Genomic DNA, 20,554 nt, shown 5'->3' with positions numbered 1-20,554 from the left:
GGGGGTTACAAAAATGGAGAAAAACTCCCGAACAAAAAACTTGAACCTTATGAAATTCTGACACTATAATTTAAAGGCAGAACGGAGGCTGTGGTGGTTGTTTTTGATTTATTTTTTCTGTTGAAGGTAAAATCTATGCGCCCCAGGTTAATGCCCGACCAACCCACCTGGTTCACCAAGGTCACGTGGCCGCTGGCATGGGCAATCTTCTCCGGCTCGTCCAGAAAGGTGTGGGTGTGACCACCGATGATGAGGTCAATGCCACTTACCTGCCGGGCCAGTTTGCGGTCATCTATCTTCTCATACTCATAGGAATGGCCCAGGTGCGAAAGGCAAATCACCAGATCTACGTTTTCCTGCTCTTTTAGCGTTTTCACCATGTTACTGGCGGTCACCACCGGATCCAGGTATTTGGTACCGGCAGAATGATTATCTGCCACCAGACCAGCTAACTGAATCCCCAGCCCGAACACGCCCACGCGTACGCCTTCCTTTACAAATACTTTATACGGCTGGAACCTCCCTTTCAGAATAGTGTCTGAGAAGTCATAATTGGCAATGATAAACGGGAAACCGGCGTGCGGCAGTTGCTTTTGCAGCCCTTCCAGGCCATTGTCAAAGTCGTGGTTCCCCAAAGTAGCCGCGTCATAGGCCATTTGGGTCATGAGTTTGTACTCCAGTTCTCCGCCAAAGAAGTTAAAATACGGCGTGCCCTGCCAGATATCACCGGCATCCAGCAACAGCACGTTTGGTTCCTGCGCCCTAATCTGCTTTACCAGCGTTGCCCTCCGGGCCATCCCGCCCATGCCGCCGTACTTGCGCCCATCGTTGGGGAACGGGTCAATGCGGGAGTGCATGTCATTGGTGTGTAAAATGGTTAGCTTGATGGGCGCGGCCGCAGCATCTGCCAGGCTAGGCAGGCCCAATACCGCCAACCCTGCCGTTCCGGCCACGGTATTCTTTATAAAATCTCTGCGATTCATTGTTTCAAATTGGAAGATGTGCAGATTTGAAGATGAGAAGATGTGGTAATGAGAAGATGTGGCAATGAGAAAATTTGGAAATTTGAAAATGATTTTTCATCTCCACATTCTCACATCTTCAAATCTCCTCATCTAGTTCAAGACTTTCACGCGACCGTCTTTCTGGGCTACTACGGGTTGACCTTGGGCGGTGCGCTGTTTTATTTCTTTCATGATGGCATCACGGGCCAGCAAACCAATTTTCTCCACTTTAAGGGCGTTTTTCAGGAAACCCATGCTATCGCCGCCGTTGGCCAGGTAATCTGAGATAGCCAACGTGTAAGTTTTATTGATATCAAAGGGTTTGCCGCCAATGGAAATGCTTTCCGCCTGGCTGTTGCGCAGGGTGTAGGACGCGTTCGCCACGAATAAGATTTTGGTACGCGCGGCAAAGTCAAACATCTCTTTCACGGTAGCCCCTGAAAGGGTAAGCACCAGCATCTCGTTTTCAAAAGGCATCATCTCAAAGACATCGCCCACGGTAATGGGGCCCTTGTCTATGGGGTTGCGTAACCCGCCGTTGGTCATGGCCCCCATGTCAATGGGCTTACCATAGACCGCCATGGTTTGGCTGCGGCTCAAATCGGCCACAAAATTCCCGAGGGGCGATTCAATGATGCCGCGGTCAATCGCCTCGGGCGCCTGCCCAATCACCTCGTTCATGGTTTGGTCTACCCGGGTGCGGTAAGGCATGATGGTGGTCTCGGCGGTTGGGTCGGCGCTGAGTTGGGTGGTAATCGGAATATCGGTGGTTGGGGAGAGACTGGCGGCAGGAACCAACTCCTTTTGGCACCCGGCCAGCAGCAACGCGACCGCCACGCTCAGGGAGAGGTGGCGAGTACGGAAATATGGGAATAAAGGCATGTTTAAATACTGATTTCATCAAAGGTACTAGGTGCAGCCTGAAAAACCCAACGGCGTATCTGGGCTTGTTTCGGCATTTTAACGCAAAAACAGTTCCAACAGAGAGGGCAGCGCTTCTATTAACCACTTGACTTTTAAGTAGTTTATACCTATACTTGTTTCCTTCCCGGCAAGAGGTGTCCGGAAGAGGGTTACAAGCGCAGAGACCAATGATGCCCCAAATCAACAGGTTCTTTTCTCTATCGTGCGATCATCGGCAGGCAAAGCGGTTACAGCAACTTTGCCCTTCGCACCCGCTTGCCTATAAGCGAGATAGCGCCGCCTGGCCCTCCTTAAGGGCTCTCTTTTCGTCTTCCGGCACAGAGCATGTTTCCCTTCCAAGGCAGGCCATGGCAAGCCCGCCCGCCTGAACAGAACTTCTTCTAAAACGTATATTAGTAACCTTCTGAACGTTTGTTATCCTGCCTTTTCATGCGGCTGGCAAACCCAGAAGATTGGCTCTGATTCCCAGATTTTCCTTTGCGAAAAGGATGGCTTGTGCTTTCAGGCAGATTACTCACAACATAACACCCAAAACCAACACAACCATGAGCACTTCGTATTTACAGTACAGTAAATTCATTCTTCTAAAAGTTAGTTTTGACGCCGTTTTATTTGAGAAAGAGTTCCGGAAATGCCTGCGCCTATTGCTGACCCATGAGATTAGAGAATTGAAGCGCTGGTGCCGGGCTACTTTCCCCAAGAATTTCAGAGGCATTATGGGCCGGTGCTTCCGATATTTCTGGCGGAACAGAACCGCCACCCCTGTTCAACCCAAAACAGGGGCCTCTTTAGCGTAAAAACCCGTTTTTAAGTAATACTCCCATCCCCGTCCCTGGTCTACCACATGACCGGGGGCGGGGATTCTGTTTTTGGGCCATTTTCCAGAAAACAGCCCCAAAACCAGCTACACCCGCCTGGCTGATTTCCCCGCTGCCCGTTCTCCTTCTTTTCCACAGGGTGTACGGTTTCCTGTTTTGGCGTATCTTGCAGAACCCAACAACAAGGCACCGCCATGGAAACCGAAAACAAACGACCCACCCATCCCACCGTTCCGCTCGCCACGCAGGTATTGCTGGTACGCCCGGCCCGCTTCGGCGCTAACCCAGAGACCGCGGCCACCAACGGTTTCCAGCAGGAAGTGCCGCCCGGCGCCGCCGACCAGGTGCAGCAAAAAGCGCTGGACGAGTTCAACCAGTTTTTGCTGAAACTGTGGGCCTCCCGCATTGATGCCGTGGTGCTGGATGACGTGGAAGACCCGGCCACGCCCGATGCCGTTTTCCCCAACAACTGGATTTCCTTCCACAAAGGCGGCAAAGTGGTGCTCTACCCCATGCTCTCCCCTACCCGCCGGTTAGAACGCCACCCTCAGCTGTTCACCCAACTGCAGGAAGAACACGGCCTGACATTTACCCAAGTCATAGACCTCACTTCTTTTGAGAACGAAGGCAAGTTTCTGGAAGGCACCGGCAGCCTGGTACTGGATCGCCAGCACAGAATCGCCTACGCCTGCCTTTCAGAACGTACGCACGTAGAACCCTTGCAGGCCTTCTGCGAGCAATTAGACTACCGCCCCATTGTGTTCCACGCCTTTGACGGCAACGGCCTTCCCATATACCACACCAACGTCATCCTCAGCATTGGTGCCGATTTCGCGCTGGTGTGCCTGGAAGCCATCCCCGACGAAGAGGAACAAGGCCTTCTACTGGAAGCCCTGGTAGACACCGGCAAAGAAATCCTGGATCTGACCCTGGCCCAGGTGAAGAAAATGGCGGGCAATATGCTCCAGGTGCGCAACAAAGCCGGTGAGCCGGTGCTGGTCATGTCTGACAAAGGCTACAAAGCCCTCCGCAAAGACCAGTTTGAAGACCTCAACCACCGCACCAAAATAATGCGCTCAGACCTGCGAACCATTGAAGCCCACGGCGGCGGTAGCGCCCGCTGCATGCTGGCCGAGATTTACCGATAAGTTTTTTGGCTGGCGTTTGCAATAATTCCCCAAACGCTGGCGCGAGTTTCTGACTAGCCTCGCTGCATTGCAGCGAAATCCATGCATTGCTGAAAAGGGCGGTTACTACTCCAGTTACCGCCTATTCACCCCCGCCCTTCGGGCTCCCCTCCTGAATCAGGAGGGGAGCTTTTTCTGCCTGCCGCTGTGTCGCTTCTTCAAAGACCTCGTAGCGTCTTTAGACCTGCGAGCGTTTGTGACAGTGACCTCCACGCCAATCAGGAGATTGGCTGTCCAGAAGTGCGTAGAGCGCTGACGCTAACTCTACGCACAGCGTCCCTCCTGTTTTCAGCCTCTTTTCCAGAAAACAGGCTGAAAGCGGGAAACGGCATAAACTTTTGGTTTAGCTTACAGGTTTTGGATGACCTGCCGCAGCTTTTGCGCATCTGTGGTGGCGTTTCCGCCGATGGTGTTGTTGAAAAAGCACCACACCGTTTTCCCGTCCAGAAGCCAATCTTGGGCCATGTAGGCGAAACGTTCCAGTTCCTCGTCGGGGTAGGCGCCGCGGTAGAGTTGCTCGTGGCCGTGCAGGCGCAGGTACACGGTATTGGTGGTAGCGGCCGCCAAGCCGGGCCAACGCTTGCCTGCACTAATGACCACCAGTGAGATGTCAAATTCCTCCAGCAGTTCCAGCACCTCATCTGTATGCCAGGAGGCGTGCCGTACTTCCAGGGCAAAGACGGTGGTGGGGTACAAGTTGCGCAGTAGCGTGAAGAAGTGGTGGGCAATAAGCTCGTTGAAATGGAAAGAGCCCGGCAACTGCACCAGCACTGGCCCCAGCCGGTCGCCCATGACAAGAAAGCGATCCATCCACTTGCGCAGGGGTTCTTCTATGTTCTGCAGCCGGTTTTCATGGGTGATGGAGCGGTGCAACTTGGGCGCGAATTTAAAGTGAGCGGGCGTGGTCTCCAGCCATTTGAGAATGGTCTTCTCCATGGTGAAATGGTAGAAACTGCTGTTGACCTCGGTGCAATTGAAGTGCTGCGCATAGTACGGCAGCATCTCCGCCGATTTGATGTCTTCGGGGTAGAAGATGCCTTTCCACGCGTAGCTGAAACCGGAGGTGCCGATGTATAGATTTTCCTGGGCGTTTTCCATGCTGCATACAGACGCAGAATCTGAGGTTATGTTTTTCCCTTTTTAGGGTACTTTCTGCAAATCTGGTTTAAAACGAATGAGGAGTGCTGCGCCTGCCTTTTGTTTTTGCTGGCGAGTTATTGCTGGCGTAGCGGCTGGTCTATGCGGTGCCCTTATGCTTGGTTGTTGCATAGCTGCCCTCCGTGCGCTCACGGCCGCGGGGCCCCGTCTTCCCCTCTCGCACTGCCCTTTCGGCCTGTACTGTCTGCCTCTCTTAGTTTTGCCTATCTATGGCCAAAAGCGAGGCGCGCTCGGGGAAGACTGGAACTGGGGAAAGTAAGTAAGACCATAGCATGTACTGAGGTTACATTAAACCGCTCTTCCGGAGTTCCACTCCGGAAGCAACCTGCCGGGGAGTTCCACTCCCCTTCTTTTGCCCGTGGTTCCCGGCGGAGTGGAACTCCCCGGCAGGCAGGTTCGGGAGTAGAACTCCCGAACAGCTAGACAGAACACTTCTGCCTCCTAAAGCAGATACTCCCCCTTTGAAGGGGGTGAAGGGGGATGTTTACACCTGCCGATCCATGTAGTGCTAAATTTATTATGCTGCCTGCTCAATTGACCTCGGAGTATCTTCCAGACCTGCGAGTGTCTGTGCCAATGACGTATGCCACCTCCATTTACACTTCTTCTTTCCCTTTCTACAGGGGCTATTCCACCAAGGAGAATAAAGGAGAGTCTACAGTTGCATAGCTTACTTCGGTTCCAGCTAAATCATCTCATCTTTCAGCCATGATAACAGAACCAGGCACCCATGCTTCCATTCGCTATTGAACCTCCCCCTACTTTCGGGCTTTTTTTGCAAAACCAGGGGTAAAACGGTCATCGTATTTCCGGCGGCAGCCGTAGAACAGTCCGGGCAAAAAGTTATCTTTACCATCGTATACGCCTGTTCTTTTTATGACTGACATTCCCTCCTCTGAGGCATTATTCCCCGGGTTCGGGCCGGTAACGGCTGAGCAATGGATTGCCAAAATAAAACAAGACCTGAAAGGCGACGACTTCGCGGGCCTGCACTGGCAGAGCTATGAGGGTATTGCCGTCGCCCCTTTTTATAGCAGTACCCACGTGCCGCAGAGCGGTGTCCTTCACACTTTGCCAGGGCAGTTCCCGTACCTGCGCACCGCCAAAACCGACAAGAACAGCTGGCTGAACGTCCAACCCATCTATTCTTCGGGCAAGGGCCGCGAGGCGGTAGACAAAGCCGTGGACGCCCTTACGCGCGGCGCCGATGGCATCCATTTCATCATGGAGAACGGCTATGACTTTGATGCCGATTACCTGATCCAGGAAATAGATTTGACCAAGGTACCGGTGTCTTACACCGTTTCTACCGAAGCGGCCAACTTTCTCCACCACCTGTTCACGGGCCTGTACCGTAAAAAAGTTTCGGTCACCAGCCTGAATGGTTTCCTGAAATGCTCCCCTATTCTGTCGTCTGAAAGCTACAAGCAACTGGACGTGGAGCACGCCCTACACTTGCTGGAACAGACGCTGGACGCCCCCAACTTCTACGCCCTCACCATCAACGGCTCGCATTTCAGCAACAAAGGCGCCACGCTGGTACAGGAGCTGGGCATCACGCTGGCCATTGCCGTCTGCTACACCAACAGCCTTACGCAGGAAGGCCTGTCGGCCGAGAGTATTTTCCGGAACATGCAGTTTCACCTTACCGCCGGCACCAATTACTTCTTTGAGATAGCCAAGTTCAGGGCGGCCCGGTTGCTCTGGGCCAAAGTAGTGGAGGCGTTTGGGGTACCGGTGGAGACCGCCAGTGCCTTGCGCATCCATGCTTCTACCTCGCGTTGGCACCAGACCACGCTAGACCCGCATACCAACCTGCTGCGCCACACCACCGAGATGATGAGTGCCATTATGGGGGGCGTAAACTCAGTGGAAGTAGAACCGTTTGACAGCACCTTCCGCGAGGCCAATGCGTTCAGTGAGCGCATAGCCCGGAACATCCCCATCCTGCTGAAGGAAGAGGCCTATTTAGATCAGGCGATTGACCCCGCGGCGGGCTCTTATTATCTGGAGTACCTCACCCGGCAGATGGCGGTAAAGGCTTGGGCGCTGTTCCAGGAGATAGAAGCGCAGGGCGGGTTTATTCCGGCTTCCAACGCGGGCTTCATTCAGGGCATGATCAAGGAAGCCAGCAACCAGAAGTTCAAAGACATTGCCAGCGGCAAAGAGGTGCTGGTGGGCACCAACAAGTTCCCCAACCCCAGCGAGCAGCACGACTATGACCCCGAGAAGCTCATCCAGAGCCGGCAGTATGACAATACCCGCGCCGCGTACTCGTATGAAGTGATGCGCCTGGCCACTGAACTGCATTTCCGGAAGAAGAAACGCCGCCCGCATGCGTTGGTGGTGCACATGGGCACTGCGCTGCAGGAACACATTCATGCTTCCTTCGCCCGCGAGTTCTTCACCTGTTCCGGTTTCACCACCCAGGTACTCAAGTTCGACGATGTTTCAGATGCCCTAAACGGGGTGAAAAACCTGGATGTGCAGGTGATTGTGATGGCAGCCCCACACCAGCAGTTCCAGGAATTTGCTGAGACCTTCGCCAAAGGCATGCGCGCCCAGCACCGCCAAGGCCCGGCCTTGATCTTAGCCGATGACCCCATGCACCTGAAAGACGAGCTCCGCAACCACGGCTTTGACGAATTCCTGTTCCAGGGCTGTGACACCAAAGAGATCATTACCCGGATTCAGGAAAGATTAGGCGCTTGATGCGCGCTGCGCATCAAGTGCCTAATCTTTCCTGAATCCGGGAGTCCTGAGTCCTGAGTTTAGAGTTTAGAGTACTTAGTTAAGATATTGAGTCCGGAGTCTATTGTAAGAAGTTCTGGCTCTTAGGGGCACAAGCCTTGCTTTAGGGTGCGCAATGACAGAGGGAAATTACCATTGCCGATAGCGGCGACAGGCTCCTGACGAGACTTCTCTGCCCCATGTTGTCATCCTGGAAGCGAACTAAACAGGCAGAAGCGATGAAACAGCGTAAGAGGCTTCTATATACCGGGGTGGCCAATGGGCTTTGAAACCTGTTGACAACCACACAAAAGCAATAAGGCAAACTCAAGATGAGCCTTCACACTTAACTAACCAATGACAGCTTTCCCCCAAGATCCTTTCAGGATGACAACATGAGGCAGAAGGAGCTTTTTAGATATGATAACATCCGCAGGAAATCTTGTTACATGATACCTGCTACTTGATACAAACTATGAAACCAGATTTCACCAAGATACCATTCACGTTTCAGGGCTCAATTCCTGAAAAACAGCCCAAAATAGCACCCAAGACCTGGAAAACAGCGGAGCGATTGCCCCTGCAGAACTTCTATACCAAAGAAGACACGGCTGGCTTTGAGCACCTGGACTTTGCCGCCGGACTGCCGCCGTTCCTGCGCGGCCCGTACAGCACCATGTACGTAAAGAACCCGTGGACGATCAGGCAGTACGCGGGCTTCAGCACCGCCGAGGAATCCAACGCGTTTTACCGCCGAAACCTGGAAGCTGGGCAAAAAGGGCTGTCGGTGGCGTTTGACTTGGCCACGCACCGGGGCTATGACTCTGACCACCCGCGCGTAGTGGGCGATGTGGGCAAGGCGGGCGTAGCCATTGACTCCATCCTGGACATGAAGATTCTGTTCGACCAGATTCCGCTGGACCAGATGAGCGTGTCCATGACCATGAACGGCGCGGTGCTGCCCATTCTGGCCTTCTACATTGTGGCCGCCGAAGAGCAGGGCGTGAAACCAGAGCAACTGAGCGGCACCATCCAGAATGATATCCTCAAAGAGTTTATGGTGCGCAACACCTACATTTATCCGCCGGAGCCCAGCATGAAGATCATCGCGGATATCTTCGCGTACACCTCCCGGCACATGCCCAAGTTCAACTCCATCTCCATCAGTGGCTACCACATGCAGGAAGCCGGGGCCACGGCCGATCTGGAACTGGCCTACACCCTGGCCGATGGTCTGGAATACGTGCGTACCGGTCTAGCCGCGGGCATGGACATTGACACCTTCGCGCCGCGTTTGTCGTTTTTCTGGGCCATTGGCATGAACCACTTCATGGAGATCGCCAAGATGCGCGCCGCCCGCATGCTGTGGGCCAAGCTCATCAAACAGTTCAACCCCAAGAGCGACAAATCTCTGGCCCTGCGCACGCACTGTCAAACCAGTGGCTGGAGCTTAACCGAGCAAGATCCCTTCAACAACGTGGCCCGCACCACCGTAGAGGCCCTGGCCGCCGCCTTGGGCGGAACCCAAAGCCTGCATACCAACGCCTTAGACGAGGCCATCGCCTTGCCCACCGATTTTTCGGCGCGTATTGCCCGCAATACCCAGATTTACCTGCAACAGGAAACGCACATCACCAAAACCGTAGACCCCTGGGGAGGCTCGTATTACGTGGAGGCCCTCACCCACCAACTCGCGCACCGCGCCTGGGACTTGATTCAAGAAGTGGAACGGTTGGGCGGCATGGCGAAGGCTATTGAAACCGGTCTGCCCAAGATGCGCATTGAGGAGGCCGCGGCCCGCAAACAAGCGCGTATTGACGCAGGCAAAGACGTGATTGTGGGCGTAAACAAATTCCGGCCAGAAACGGAGGAGAAGCTGGAGATTCTGGACATTGACAACACGGCCGTACGTGAATCTCAGCTAACACGTTTGGCCCAACTTCGCGAAAACCGGGACGAAAACGCTGTGTTCGCCGCCATGGATGCGCTGACCAATGCCGCTGAGACCGGCGAAGGCAATTTGCTGGAGCTGGCGGTGAACGCCGCCCGCGTGCGCTGTAGCTTGGGCGAGATTTCCTATGCCTTGGAAAAAGTATTCGGCCGTCATAGGGCCACCATCAGATCCATATCCGGCGTGTACAGTTCAGAAATATCAGACGACGAGAACTTCGGCAAAGCCCAGGCGCTGGCCGATCAATTTGCTCAACAGGAAGGCCGCCGACCCAGAATCATGGTGGCCAAAATGGGCCAGGACGGCCACGACCGCGGCTCCAAAGTCATTGCCACCTCTTTCGCTGACCTCGGGTTTGACGTAGATCTGGGCCCGCTCTTCCAAACCCCGGAAGAAGTAGCCCTACAGGCCGCCGAAAACGACGTGCACGTGGTAGGCGTGAGCAGCCTGGCCGCCGGTCATAAAACCTTGATCCCGCAGTTGATTGCCGAGTTAAAAAAGCTGGGCCGCGAGGACATCATGGTTATTGCCGGAGGCGTGATTCCCGCCCAGGATTACCAATTCCTGTATGATGCCGGGGTGGCAGGCGTGTTTGGCCCAGGAACGGTGATCAGCGTGGCCGCGCAGGAGATATTGGAGAAGTTGCTGAAGGGGTAATTTTTTCCCCTGGCGCGAGTCTGGAGACTCGTGCCAGGGGAAAATGCCGGTAAAAGCCTGTTTCCTTCCTCTTTTCCTAAAAACAACCCTAAAACGCTACTGCAAAATTTCTCACCTTTCTCCATACCCCATTAAACCTTTCGGCTTTAGGCCTATCTAAGGCAGGTGCACAACACACCATCTAAACCCTTATAACAAGCAAGCTTACACCTTTATGAAGAAATTCTTATTGACGCTGGGGCTGGTTTCCTCCTTTGCCGGAGTAGCCGTGTCCCAGACGCGCCCTACCCAACCCGCCGATTCTACCCGTCGGGTAGCCGGGGCTGCTGGCATGGCCGGGAATGCCGCCCGAAGCGCGAAACCCAAGCCTTACAAAGAGGTTATCACAGACAAAGCCGTTTCCAAATCCGGTTTTTTCAAAGTCCACAAAGTAGAAGACAAGTACTTCTTTGAGTTGGCCGACTCGGTGCTGGGTCGTGAATTGCTGGTGGTGAACCGGATCTCCAAAGCCGGGGCCGAAGTGCGTTCTGCGGCAGGTTACGCCGGGGATCAGATAGGTTCCTCGGTGATCATGTTTGAGAAAGGCCCAGATGACCGTATTTTCATGCGGAAGATCTCTTATGCCACCTACAGCCCAGACAGCACCAAGTCCATGTACCAGAGTGTGCAGCGTTCCAATGTGCAGGCCATTGTAGCCGCCTTCAACGTGGCCGCGTACAGCCCGGGCAACAAAGGCAGCGTGATTGACATCACAGACTACATCAAAGGCGAAAACGAAATCTTCTCCTTTAGCTCGGCGGGTGCTAAGTCCCGTATACGGTTGGGTAATTTTATCCCAGACCGCAGCTATATCCAGAACGTGCGCAGCTTCCCTTCCAACGTGGAAGTAACCACCGTGAAAACGTACGTGCTCACCCCTCCTACCACTGGCTTTGGCGCAGCCCCCTCGGGCGGCGCAGGTGGTTCCTCGGCGTTGAACGGTTCCTCTACCATTGAAGTGAACACGTCTATGGTGGTGCTGCCCAAGAAACCCATGCAACCCCGCTACTTTGACCCGCGCGTAGGGTACTTCACCGTGGGGTATACAGACTTTGACGCCAATCCGCAGGGAGTAAAGGAAATCCAGATGGTGAAACGCTGGAGACTGGAGCCCAAACCAGAGGACGTAGCCAAGTACAACCGCGGCGAACTGGTAGAGCCCCAGAAACCAATCGTTTTCTACATTGACCCGGCTACGCCGAAGAAATGGGTACCCTACCTTATTGCCGGCGTGAACGACTGGCAAAAAGCGTTTGAGAAAGCCGGTTTCAAGAATGCCGTGATCGGGAAAATGGCCCCTACCGCCAAAGAAAACCCGAACTGGAGCCTGGACGATGCCCGCCACAGCGCCATTGTGTACAAGCCTTCTGAGATTGCCAACGCCAGCGGCCCCAGCATCTCAGATCCGCGCAGCGGCGAGATCATGGAAAGCCACATCAATTGGTACCACAACGTCATGAAACTGGTGCACGACTGGTACATGATCCAAGCCTCGGCCATTGACCCCCGCGCCCGCAAAATGGAGTTCTCTGATGAACTGATGGGCGATTTGATCCGCTTTGTGTCTTCGCATGAAGTAGGGCACACCCTGGGCTTGCGCCACAACTACGGTTCCAGCTCTACGGTGCCGGTAGAGAAACTGCGCGACAAGAAATGGGTGGAAGCCAACGGCCACACCCCGTCTATCATGGACTACGCCCGCTTCAACTACGTAGCGCAGCCTGAGGATAACATCACGTCTAAAGGCATCTACCCCAGAATTGGCGACTATGACCTGTGGGCCATTGAGTGGGGCTACAAACTGTTGCCTACCGCCAAAAGTGCCACTGACGAGCTTCCCATCCTGAACAAGATGACCATGCAGGCCCTCAAAAACCGCCGCAACTGGTTCGGGACGGAGACCAATCCAGATGATCCGCACTCCCAGAACGAAGACTTGGGCGACAACGCCATGAAGGCCAGTGAATACGGCATCAAAAACCTGAAGCGTATTCTAGCCAAGCTCCCTGAGTGGACGAAGGAAGAAAACGAGGGCTATGAGAACCTGGAGACCATGTACGGCCAGCTTACCACCCAGTACAACCGGTACATGGGCCATGTAGCCAAGAACATTGGCGGTATTTACGAAAACCCGAAAACGGTGGAGATGGAAGGCGTGGTATATGAGCGCACCCCGGCCTCTACGCAGAAAGAAGCCCTTGAATTTCTGGATGAGCAGTTGTTCACCACGCCTACCTGGCTATTGGCACCAGACGTACTCAACAACATTGGCACCAACCCTATGATTGTGGTCTCCAGAAGCCAGCAGAGCGTTTTAAACCGCCTTATCAGCAACGCAACCCTGACCAAACTGATTGCCGCCGAAGCCATGGACGGCAATAAAGCCTACAAGGTGACCGATTTCTTTGAAGACCTGAACGGCTCCATTTTCAAGGAAGTGAAAAGCAAAAAGGCCATTGATGTGTACCGCCGTAACCTGCAGAAGATCTACGTTGAGCAGTTGATTGACCTGGTGAAACCTGCTCCGGCTCCGGCGTCTACCCAGGCAACGGCGAGCAGAAGACCATCTGCCCCCATCATGGACATTCAGCAGAGCGATGTTATTTCCGTAGCCAAAGCAGAACTAAGAAACATCAGCAACATGATCAAGGCATCGGCGGCAAACCAGTCAGATTCTCTGAGCAACTACCACTTGCTGGATCTTTCTGACCGTATCACCGCAGCCCTAGACCCAAGAAGTTAATCTTCCTGAGGTATCAAACGCAAAAAAGCGGCCCCTTTACCGGGGCCGCTTTTTTGTTTTAGCCCTAACGTCAAACGTAGAGATACCGCCAGTTCTCATTTATTTAGCATTACTACTCTCCTATATAGCCATACAAGAGGCTGATTTCATGTTACTACTCACCCCTTCAGACAAGCTATTTTTCACAGAATCACGGCATCCAGTTCTTTTTACAACACTTACCTTTCTATTGTTACATATATTATAAATAAGTACAAGTTACAGAAAACAGAAATGCTTCCTTTTTATTATCTATAAAGTAGGGGATTTTAGTACAACCAATGGAAAGGATGTGAATGTATGAAAAAGCTGGTGGCAATTTTCTTAACCGGGATGCTCTTCTTGAGCTGTGTTACGCATGTGTCTGATGAAAGCAGTTCCCCTGAGTTGGCTTTCTACCCTCCCCAATTTCAGGCCCTGGCCCAGGACTCAACCTTGGTGCCCCCCTCTTTAAGCTTTTCGGTTCCTGAGCAAGAGTAGCCTCCTCACGCTTAAAACACTTCACTGGCAAGCAGATAAAAATATCTGGCGCAGTCTTTGAAATCTTCCAGCATCTTAAACGTTTGCTAGATGATGAAGAGACTGAAGAAAATTTTACTCCTGCTTCCTCTTGGACTCTTAGCGGTCACGGCATGGGCCCAGAAAGAGGCTACTACCTGGTATTTTGGGCAAAACGCGGGGTTATCGTTTGCTGACCCTTCCAAGCCCGAACCGCTCAAAGACGGAAACATGTTTAGTGAGGAAGGCTGCGCCGTACTCTCAGACGCGCTGGGCAACCTCCTGTTTTACACCAACGGCATGCAGGTCTGGAACCGCAACAAGCAGGTCATGGTCAACGGAGATTCCCTGAAAGGCCATGAATCTTCCACCCAGTCCTCGGTTATTTTGCCCAAGCCCGGCTCCCCCCACCTATACTACCTTTTCACCGCCGACTTCCAGGGCCAGAACCACGGCTTGCAGTACCACCTCATTGATTTGAGCAGAAACGGCGGCTTGGGCGAGGTAATCTCCAAAAACAACCTCATTTTCGCGCCGGTTACCGAAAAACTGACCGCCATCAAACACCGCAACGGCCGTGACTACTGGCTCATCACCCACCGCTGGAACAGTTCGGCCTTTTACGCCTATCTTATCAGCGCCGATGGCATTACCTTCAAACCCGTAGAGAGCCATTTGGGCAGCATCCATGCCGGTGATAACGGCGCCACCATTGGCTACATGAAAGCCTCGCCTACCGGCGATAAACTGGCGGTAGCCACCTGGGCCGCCGTCAATAAGATAGAGGTTTTCAGTTTCAACAATGAAAACGGCAAGCTGGCCATAGCGGTAGACCTGGGCAAATTTGACGAAGCCTACGGCGTGGAGTTCTCGCCAGACGGCACCAAGCTGTACGGCGGCAAGAACGGCATTGCCGGGGGCGAAGCCCGCATCTTCCAGTTTGACCTGGCGGCCGGAACCCCAAATGCCATTGTCCACTCCGGCAAGCAGGTGGCTAAAAGCCTCAGCCGCAAGATTGGCGCCCTCCAATTGGGGCCCGACGGTCGTATTTACGTGGCCCGCAACAACAGCAACTGGCTGGGCGTCATCCGCAACCCCAACGCCCTGGGCCCCGACTGTGACTACAAAGACAGCGGCATCAACCTGGGCACCCAGAAAAGCGCCCTCGGCCTCCCTAACTTCCCCGGCTTCTATTTCCAGAACCTGTCTCCCGCTACCAGCGCGGCTTTGCCAAGTAAGTAAGTAAGTAAGTAAGTAAGTAAGTAAGTAAGTAAAGACTTTCTAATTTTGGAACCGATATCTGATAAGTCTCCCTTTGAAGGCACATCTTGTAGGGAAAATTTCTTTCTTTGTTGTTTTTGCTGTTCGGGAGTTCCACTCCCGAACCTGCCTGCTGCGGAGTTCCACTCCGCCGGGGGCCACGGGCAAAAGAAGGGGGGTGTAACTCCCCGACCGAGTGCTTCCGCCAAAGTGGAACTCCGAAAGAGCGGGAAGAGCGGGGATGGTGTTTTGGGCCTGTTTTGCGGAAAACGAACCTAAAACGCACCAACCCGCTTCCTTGGCCTGTCCCCCGACAGGACGGGAGAAAAGCGGTTCAAGCTGTCCCTCACCTACTTTGGCTTGTCAGGGGACAAGCCAAGGAAAACGATCAGCCGCTTTTTTCCTACAAGATGAGCTTTGAAGGGTATAGGGGGATGACAAAGCCGTGTGAAGAACCGTTAATCTCTTGCTACAGAGCGGCAGACTTTTACATTTACTGCGTTTCTCAACAAGGGCAACCACAAGGGATTGCCCCTACCAAACTCGGGAATGCCATGATCTGCACGAGTAGTCATCCCCCTACCCCCTTCAAAGGGGGATGATCAGATACCGATCTTCAACATGTTGGACTTATGGGTAGGATCATTAAAGGGGGACGAACTGCTTGCCCGGTCTGTTCTTTCCAGATTCTCCACCAGAAGGCAGCACGAATTCCTATTTTTCGCGTACTTTTCTGAAAACAGCCCCAAAACGAGTGCCGAAACGATTTACCCCAGATGCCTACGCTGCCGGAGTTCTATCCGGGAACCGGGTGCTCCTGAGCCGCGCCATTACGTTAGTAGAAAGCACCCTGCCTTCTGACCAAGCCCTGGCCCACGCGGTCATGGAACAGGTGTTGCCCCACGCGGGAAAATCGGTGCGGGTGGGTATTACGGGAGTGCCGGGGGTAGGGAAAAGTACGTTTATAGAGGCTTTCGGGAATTACCTGCTGGAACAGCACGGCAAGAAGCTGGCGGTGCTGGCCATTGACCCTACCAGCCAACGCACCGGTGGCAGCATTTTAGGCGACAAAACCCGCATGGAGACACTGGCTGCCGACCCCAACGCGTATATCCGCCCTTCGCCGGCAGGCAAAACCCTGGGCGGGGTGGCCCGCAGTACCCGTGAGAGCATCTTGCTATGCGAGGCGGCTGGTTTTGACGTGATTTTTGTGGAAACCGTGGGGGTTGGGCAATCTGAGACGGCGGTGCACGAGATGGTAGATTTCTTCCTGCTTTTGATGTTGGCCGGGGCCGGCGATGAACTACAAGGCATTAAGAAAGGCATCATGGAAATGGCCGATGCCATTGCCATCACCAAAGCCGACGGGGCGAACCTCCACCCTGCCAGCAGTGCCCAAGCCGAGTACCAGGGCGCGCTGCACCTCTTCTCGTTGGGAGCCTCTACGTGGAGCCCACGGGTATCAGTCTGTTCCGCGAACGAGAAAACCGGTTTGGCTCCCATCTGGGAGTCTATAACCGAGTATGTACAGTTAACCCAACAAAACGGCTATTTCCATCAACGACGGCAAGAACAGCACCTGCATTGGCTGCGGCACAGCATCCGGCAGCAACTGGAAGAACGCTTCTACCAGCATCCGGCCGTGCAAGCGCAATGGGAAACCATTTCGGGGCAAGTCACGCAGGGGCAGAAATCTCCCTTCGCCGCCGCCGCAGAGTTGTTCGGCTTGCTGCCGTGAGTTTTCAGTTTGTTTTATCAGATCATGTAGGGGCAATCCCGGGTGGTTGCCCTTACACATGCACGATAACAAAACGTACGAAGGGCAACCACCCGAGATTGCCCTGCTAGCTTCTGGGATGGAACTCCTGCATGACTTGTTTCAGGTAATCTCTGTCCAGGTGGGTGTAGATTTCAGTGGTGGTGATGGACTCGTGGCCCAACATTTCCTGCACGGCGCGCAGATCGGCCCCGCCTTCAATGAGGTGGGTGGCGAAGGAATGGCGGAAGGTATGGGGGCTGATACTTTTCTCCAGTCCGGTTTTGGCGGCCAGGTCTTTGATGATGGTGAACACCATGACGCGGCTTAAACTGGTGCCCCGGCGGTTCAGAAACACAAAGTCTTCGTTCCCTTTCTTAATGGTTTGGTGGCGGCGTACGCCATCCAGGTACAGCCTGGTGTATTTGAGGGCGTCGCGGCCAATGGGCACCAGCCGTTCTTTGTTGCCTTTGCCCGTAATACGCAGGAAACCCAGGTCTTCGTACAGGTTGCTTATTTTCAGTTCAATCAGCTCGGTGACGCGCAGCCCAGAACTGTAGAGGGTTTCCAGCATGGCTTTGTTGCGCGTGCCCTCTGGGGTGCTCACGTCAATGGCCTCAAACAGGGTCACAATCTCCTCATAACTCAGCACATCGGGGAGCTTGCGCTGCAGTTTAGGGGCTTCAATGGTCTCGGTAGGGTCGGCGTCCAACAGGTCTTCCATGATCAGGAATTTGTAGAACGCCCTAATGCCGGAGAGCGTACGGGCCTGTGAATGCGTGGTCATGCCCAAGGTATTGATCCATTCCAGAAAGCCCTGCAGGTGGGTGGCCTCCACTTCCATGGGACTTACTTTCTGCTGCGTGATCTCAAAATACTGCACCAGTTTGCGGATGTCGCGCAGGTAGGCTTCTACCGAGTGGCCAGACAGGGATTTCTCCAGTTGGAGGTAACCCTGGAACTGAGTTAGAATGACAGACCAATTCATGCGAGGGGGAGGTAAAAACGAAATATAGGTAATTCTCCCCCTGTTTTGCAAATGGAAAGAAAGGACATAGCTGCCCGAAGGCAGTTATTCCGTACCTTTGGCGCTGTTCCTGGGCACCTTTCTAACCGCCCGGCCAACCGTACCGCTATGAAAATCCTCATTCTCAACGGCCCCAACCTTAACTTGTTAGGCCGCCGCGAAAAATCTATCTATGGCTCCCGCTCCTTTGAAGATTACCTGGAGAAAGACCTCATTCCTTCTTTCCCGGACATAGATATTGAATATTTTCAGTCTAACATAGAAGGCGCGCTCATAGACAAACTGCACGAGGTGGGGTTCCATTACCAGGGCATTCTCTTCAACGCCGGGGCGTACACCCATTCCAGCCTGGCGCTGGCAGATGCCATTGCCGCCATTGAAACGCCCGTGATTGAGATCCATTTTTCCAACGTGTTCGCGCGGGAGGCCACCCGGCACGTGACCTACATTGGCGGCCGGTGCGTAGGCAGCATCAGTGGGTTTGGCTTGGAAAGCTATCGGCTTGGCTTGCAGTACTTTGAGCGGCAGAAGCCCAATAAGGTAGGATTTACCTACACCAAAGCGTAACCAGCGTACGTTTTTTGCGTGTAGGTCAATTCAGCGGGGTACCTGCCAGGCTTTGTTTTGGGCCTGTTTTAAGTAAAACAGCCCTAAGAGCATGTTTAAATTTCATTTTTGCGCTGCAAATGACCATAAAAAGAACCTGCGTTCACCTTTTTATCGCCCCGTAGCACTGCTACGCTGCTCAAAAAACGCTTCCGCAGAACCTTTCTCTGGCCATTTTCGCTTGCAAACCTCAAATTTAAACAAGCCCTAAAACAGGCGCTCGCCCGCACTCATTCCCAGCTCTTTTTGGCTGATCAAACGCTACGTTCCACCACAACCCCTGCTGTCTCCATGCTTAATTTCTATCCGGGCCCGTCCAAAGTCTACCCAGAAGTACGCGAATACCTGACCATGGCCTATGACGAAGGAATGCTCAGTATTCCGCACCGCGGCGAGCGCTTTGTGCAGATGATGCGGGACTTGGTGGGCCTGCTACGGAACAAACTGAACATTCCGCAGGACTACTATCTCTTCTTCACGTCTTCGGCCACGGAGTGCTGGGAGATTCTGGCCCAGAGCCTGACGCCGCACAAAAGCCTGCACCTCTACAACGGGGCCTTCGGCGAGAAATGGTACCAGTATGCCAAGCGGCTGCGGCCAGATTGTTACGGGCAAACCTTTGGGGTGGAAGAAGTGCTGGACGTGCCCAACATTCCGGTGGAGGATGATACCGATCTGATCTGCGTGACCCAGACCGAGACGTCTAACGGCACGCACGTGAGCATGAACACGCTCCTGAAACTGCAGAACCAGTTCAAAGACCCCTTGCTGGCCATTGATGCCACGTCCAGCATGGCCGGGGCCAACCTCAAGTACATACGGGCCGATATCTGGTTTGCGTCTGTGCAGAAATGCTTCGGGTTGCCGGCGGGCATGGCCGTGTTGGTGTGCTCCCCGCGCACTATTCAGCGGGCCAAGGGCCTCAATGACCGCAGGTATTACAACAGCCTGGTGTTTCTGCACGAGAAAATGCTCAATTACCAGACCGCCTACACGCCCAACGTGCTCAACCTGTTCCTGCTCAAGAAAGTGCTGGAGAAACGCCCGCTTATCAAAACCATTGACCAGCAACTGGTGCAACGGGCGCAGGATCTTTACACGTTCTTTGATGAATTAACGGAGATGCAACTATTGGTGGAAAACCCCGAGGTGCGCTCGCTCACCGTGATTGCCGTGAAAGGCACCGACCGCTGGGTACAGGAAGCCAAACGGATTGCCACCGCCGAAGGCATTGCGCTAGGCAACGGCTACGGGCCCTGGGCGAAGAACACCTTCCGGATTGCCAACTTCCCCGCCATCGCTGATGCGGAATATGAGGTACTACGCAATTTCATTTCCAGTCATTATCACTAATTTCGCGGAAACAAACGCCAACCCTGCGCCACCACACCATGCCCCAATTCAGTTTTAAAGAGATTGTTTCCGTAAGCCTTATCCTTTTCGCCATCATTGATATCTTGGGCTCCATTCCCATCATCATCCAGTTGCGCCAGCGCGAAGGCGTGATCCAGTCTGAGAAAGCAACGTTGGTGGCCGGTGCCCTCATGATTGTGTTCCTGTTCTTAGGTGATGGTATTCTGCGTCTCTTCGGGATTGATTTTGCCTCTTTCGCCCTGGCGGGGGCCATTATTATCTTTCTGATGGGCATGGAGATGGTGCTGGGCGTTCACTTGTTCCATTCCAACCCCGAGGTGAAGACCGGCTCTATTGTCCCGTTGGCCTTTCCTTTGATTGTGGGCGCCGGTACCATGACCACGCTGCTTTCCCTGCGGGCGGCCTACGCCTTGCCCAACGTGCTGGTGGGCATTTTGCTTAATCTGGTGTTCGTCTACATTGTCCTGAAAAGCTCCAACTGGCTGGAGCGGAAACTGGGCCAGAACGGCACCGAGGTACTACGCAAAGTCTTTGGCGTGATTCTGCTGGCCATCGCCATCAAGCTGTTCAAAACGCACGTGAGTATTTAGAGACTGTTTTAAGGCTGAATTAGGAAAATTAGGCCGGAAACGGAAACCCACCCATTGCTCTCCTAAGAGGGGAATTCATCGTTTCCATTTTGCGAGAGACCTCACCCCCAGCCCCTCTCCCGCAGAGAGGGGAGTTTGACGGATGCGTTTTGGGGCTGTTTTGTGGAAAACGGGCCATAAACGGCATTGGCAG

General features: G+C 53.7%; 14 protein-coding genes. 10 read left to right on the top strand and 4 right to left on the bottom strand.

Features of this window, described 5'->3' with window-relative positions:
• Positions 1-47 precede the first annotated feature (47 nt).
• Both HHO50_RS09370 and HHO50_RS09365 read right to left on the bottom strand, forming a co-directional pair.
• Positions 48-983, bottom strand: a complete 936-nt coding sequence (locus tag HHO50_RS09370) for a bifunctional UDP-sugar hydrolase/5'-nucleotidase (RefSeq protein WP_181305755.1) — start codon at positions 981-983, stop codon at positions 48-50.
• A gap of 132 nt (positions 984-1,115) precedes the next feature.
• The gene (locus HHO50_RS09365) at positions 1,116-1,886 is read right to left on the bottom strand and encodes a 5'-nucleotidase C-terminal domain-containing protein (RefSeq protein WP_181305754.1); all 771 of its coding nucleotides are present in this window, start codon (positions 1,884-1,886) and stop codon (positions 1,116-1,118) included.
• 587 nt (positions 1,887-2,473) lie between these two features.
• Between HHO50_RS09365 and HHO50_RS09360 the strand changes: the two genes are divergently transcribed.
• Both HHO50_RS09360 and ctlX read left to right on the top strand, forming a co-directional pair.
• A complete protein-coding gene (locus HHO50_RS09360) occupies positions 2,474-2,725 on the top strand; it encodes a hypothetical protein (protein ID WP_181305753.1) in 252 nt (83 codons plus the stop codon).
• A 215-nt stretch (positions 2,726-2,940) separates the two neighbouring features.
• Positions 2,941-3,894 carry a citrulline utilization hydrolase CtlX gene (gene ctlX, locus HHO50_RS09355; RefSeq protein ID WP_181305752.1) on the top strand — a complete coding sequence of 318 codons (954 nt, stop codon included), beginning with the start codon at positions 2,941-2,943 and terminating at the stop codon, positions 3,892-3,894.
• 387 nt (positions 3,895-4,281) lie between these two features.
• On the opposite strand, the gene HHO50_RS09350 is transcribed toward ctlX, so the two are convergent.
• Positions 4,282-5,031, bottom strand: a complete 750-nt coding sequence (locus HHO50_RS09350; protein ID WP_181305751.1) for a DUF72 domain-containing protein — start codon at positions 5,029-5,031, stop codon at positions 4,282-4,284.
• A gap of 936 nt (positions 5,032-5,967) precedes the next feature.
• Between HHO50_RS09350 and HHO50_RS09345 the strand changes: the two genes are divergently transcribed.
• The 5 genes from HHO50_RS09345 to meaB all read left to right on the top strand — a co-directional run bounded on the left by HHO50_RS09345 (position 5,968) and on the right by meaB (position 16,746).
• Positions 5,968-7,803 carry a methylmalonyl-CoA mutase subunit beta gene (locus HHO50_RS09345; RefSeq protein WP_181305750.1) on the top strand — a complete coding sequence of 612 codons (1,836 nt, stop codon included), beginning with the start codon at positions 5,968-5,970 and terminating at the stop codon, positions 7,801-7,803.
• Between the two features lie 493 nt (positions 7,804-8,296).
• Complete coding sequence (scpA, locus tag HHO50_RS09340; protein ID WP_181305749.1) at positions 8,297-10,429, top strand: methylmalonyl-CoA mutase; 2,133 nt, start codon at positions 8,297-8,299, stop codon at positions 10,427-10,429.
• Positions 10,430-10,643: 214 nt separating this feature from the next.
• On the top strand, positions 10,644-13,211 hold the full coding sequence (locus HHO50_RS09335; RefSeq protein ID WP_181305748.1) for a zinc-dependent metalloprotease: 2,568 nt from the start codon (positions 10,644-10,646) through the stop codon (positions 13,209-13,211).
• Positions 13,212-13,820: 609 nt separating this feature from the next.
• Entirely contained in the window at positions 13,821-14,990 is a 1,170-nt protein-coding gene (locus HHO50_RS09330; RefSeq protein WP_255478667.1) for a YncE family protein, read from the top strand.
• A gap of 772 nt (positions 14,991-15,762) precedes the next feature.
• Positions 15,763-16,746, top strand: coding sequence for a methylmalonyl Co-A mutase-associated GTPase MeaB (gene meaB / locus HHO50_RS09325; protein WP_181305747.1), 984 nt, complete (start codon positions 15,763-15,765; stop codon positions 16,744-16,746).
• A 106-nt stretch (positions 16,747-16,852) separates the two neighbouring features.
• Here meaB and xerD read toward each other — a convergent pair whose 3' ends face one another.
• The gene (xerD, locus tag HHO50_RS09320; protein WP_181305746.1) at positions 16,853-17,752 is read right to left on the bottom strand and encodes a site-specific tyrosine recombinase XerD; all 900 of its coding nucleotides are present in this window, start codon (positions 17,750-17,752) and stop codon (positions 16,853-16,855) included.
• 147 nt (positions 17,753-17,899) lie between these two features.
• Between xerD and HHO50_RS09315 the strand changes: the two genes are divergently transcribed.
• The 3 genes from HHO50_RS09315 (at position 17,900) to HHO50_RS09305 (ending at position 20,361) form a co-directional block, all read left to right on the top strand.
• On the top strand, positions 17,900-18,358 hold the full coding sequence (locus HHO50_RS09315; RefSeq protein ID WP_181305745.1) for a type II 3-dehydroquinate dehydratase: 459 nt from the start codon (positions 17,900-17,902) through the stop codon (positions 18,356-18,358).
• A gap of 330 nt (positions 18,359-18,688) precedes the next feature.
• Positions 18,689-19,750 carry an aminotransferase class V-fold PLP-dependent enzyme gene (locus HHO50_RS09310; protein ID WP_181305744.1) on the top strand — a complete coding sequence of 354 codons (1,062 nt, stop codon included), beginning with the start codon at positions 18,689-18,691 and terminating at the stop codon, positions 19,748-19,750.
• A gap of 38 nt (positions 19,751-19,788) precedes the next feature.
• On the top strand, positions 19,789-20,361 hold the full coding sequence (locus HHO50_RS09305) for a MarC family protein (RefSeq protein WP_181305743.1): 573 nt from the start codon (positions 19,789-19,791) through the stop codon (positions 20,359-20,361).
• Positions 20,362-20,554 lie beyond the last annotated feature (193 nt).

This window comes from Rufibacter sp. XAAS-G3-1 (assembly GCF_013623775.1).
Taxonomy (GTDB): Bacteria; Bacteroidota; Bacteroidia; order Cytophagales; family Hymenobacteraceae; genus Nibribacter.
The sequence above is the reverse complement of the archived record's forward strand: the minus strand, read 5'-3'. Positions and strand labels throughout refer to the sequence as shown.

What these genes read in the sequence shown, in the direction of transcription:
- HHO50_RS09370 (WP_181305755.1), bottom strand. Translation starts at nt 983, where the DNA reads ATGAATCGCAGAGATTTTATAAAGAATACCGTGGCCGGAACGGCAGGG.
- HHO50_RS09365 (WP_181305754.1), bottom strand. Translation starts at nt 1,886, where the DNA reads ATGCCTTTATTCCCATATTTCCGTACTCGCCACCTCTCCCTGAGCGTG.
- HHO50_RS09360 (WP_181305753.1), top strand. Translation starts at nt 2,474, where the DNA reads ATGAGCACTTCGTATTTACAGTACAGTAAATTCATTCTTCTAAAAGTT.
- ctlX (WP_181305752.1), top strand. Translation starts at nt 2,941, where the DNA reads ATGGAAACCGAAAACAAACGACCCACCCATCCCACCGTTCCGCTCGCC.
- HHO50_RS09350 (WP_181305751.1), bottom strand. Translation starts at nt 5,031, where the DNA reads ATGGAAAACGCCCAGGAAAATCTATACATCGGCACCTCCGGTTTCAGC.
- HHO50_RS09345 (WP_181305750.1), top strand. Translation starts at nt 5,968, where the DNA reads ATGACTGACATTCCCTCCTCTGAGGCATTATTCCCCGGGTTCGGGCCG.
- scpA (WP_181305749.1), top strand. Translation starts at nt 8,297, where the DNA reads ATGAAACCAGATTTCACCAAGATACCATTCACGTTTCAGGGCTCAATT.
- HHO50_RS09335 (WP_181305748.1), top strand. Translation starts at nt 10,644, where the DNA reads ATGAAGAAATTCTTATTGACGCTGGGGCTGGTTTCCTCCTTTGCCGGA.
- HHO50_RS09330 (WP_255478667.1), top strand. Translation starts at nt 13,821, where the DNA reads ATGATGAAGAGACTGAAGAAAATTTTACTCCTGCTTCCTCTTGGACTC.
- xerD (WP_181305746.1), bottom strand. Translation starts at nt 17,752, where the DNA reads ATGAATTGGTCTGTCATTCTAACTCAGTTCCAGGGTTACCTCCAACTG.
- HHO50_RS09315 (WP_181305745.1), top strand. Translation starts at nt 17,900, where the DNA reads ATGAAAATCCTCATTCTCAACGGCCCCAACCTTAACTTGTTAGGCCGC.
- HHO50_RS09310 (WP_181305744.1), top strand. Translation starts at nt 18,689, where the DNA reads ATGCTTAATTTCTATCCGGGCCCGTCCAAAGTCTACCCAGAAGTACGC.
- HHO50_RS09305 (WP_181305743.1), top strand. Translation starts at nt 19,789, where the DNA reads ATGCCCCAATTCAGTTTTAAAGAGATTGTTTCCGTAAGCCTTATCCTT.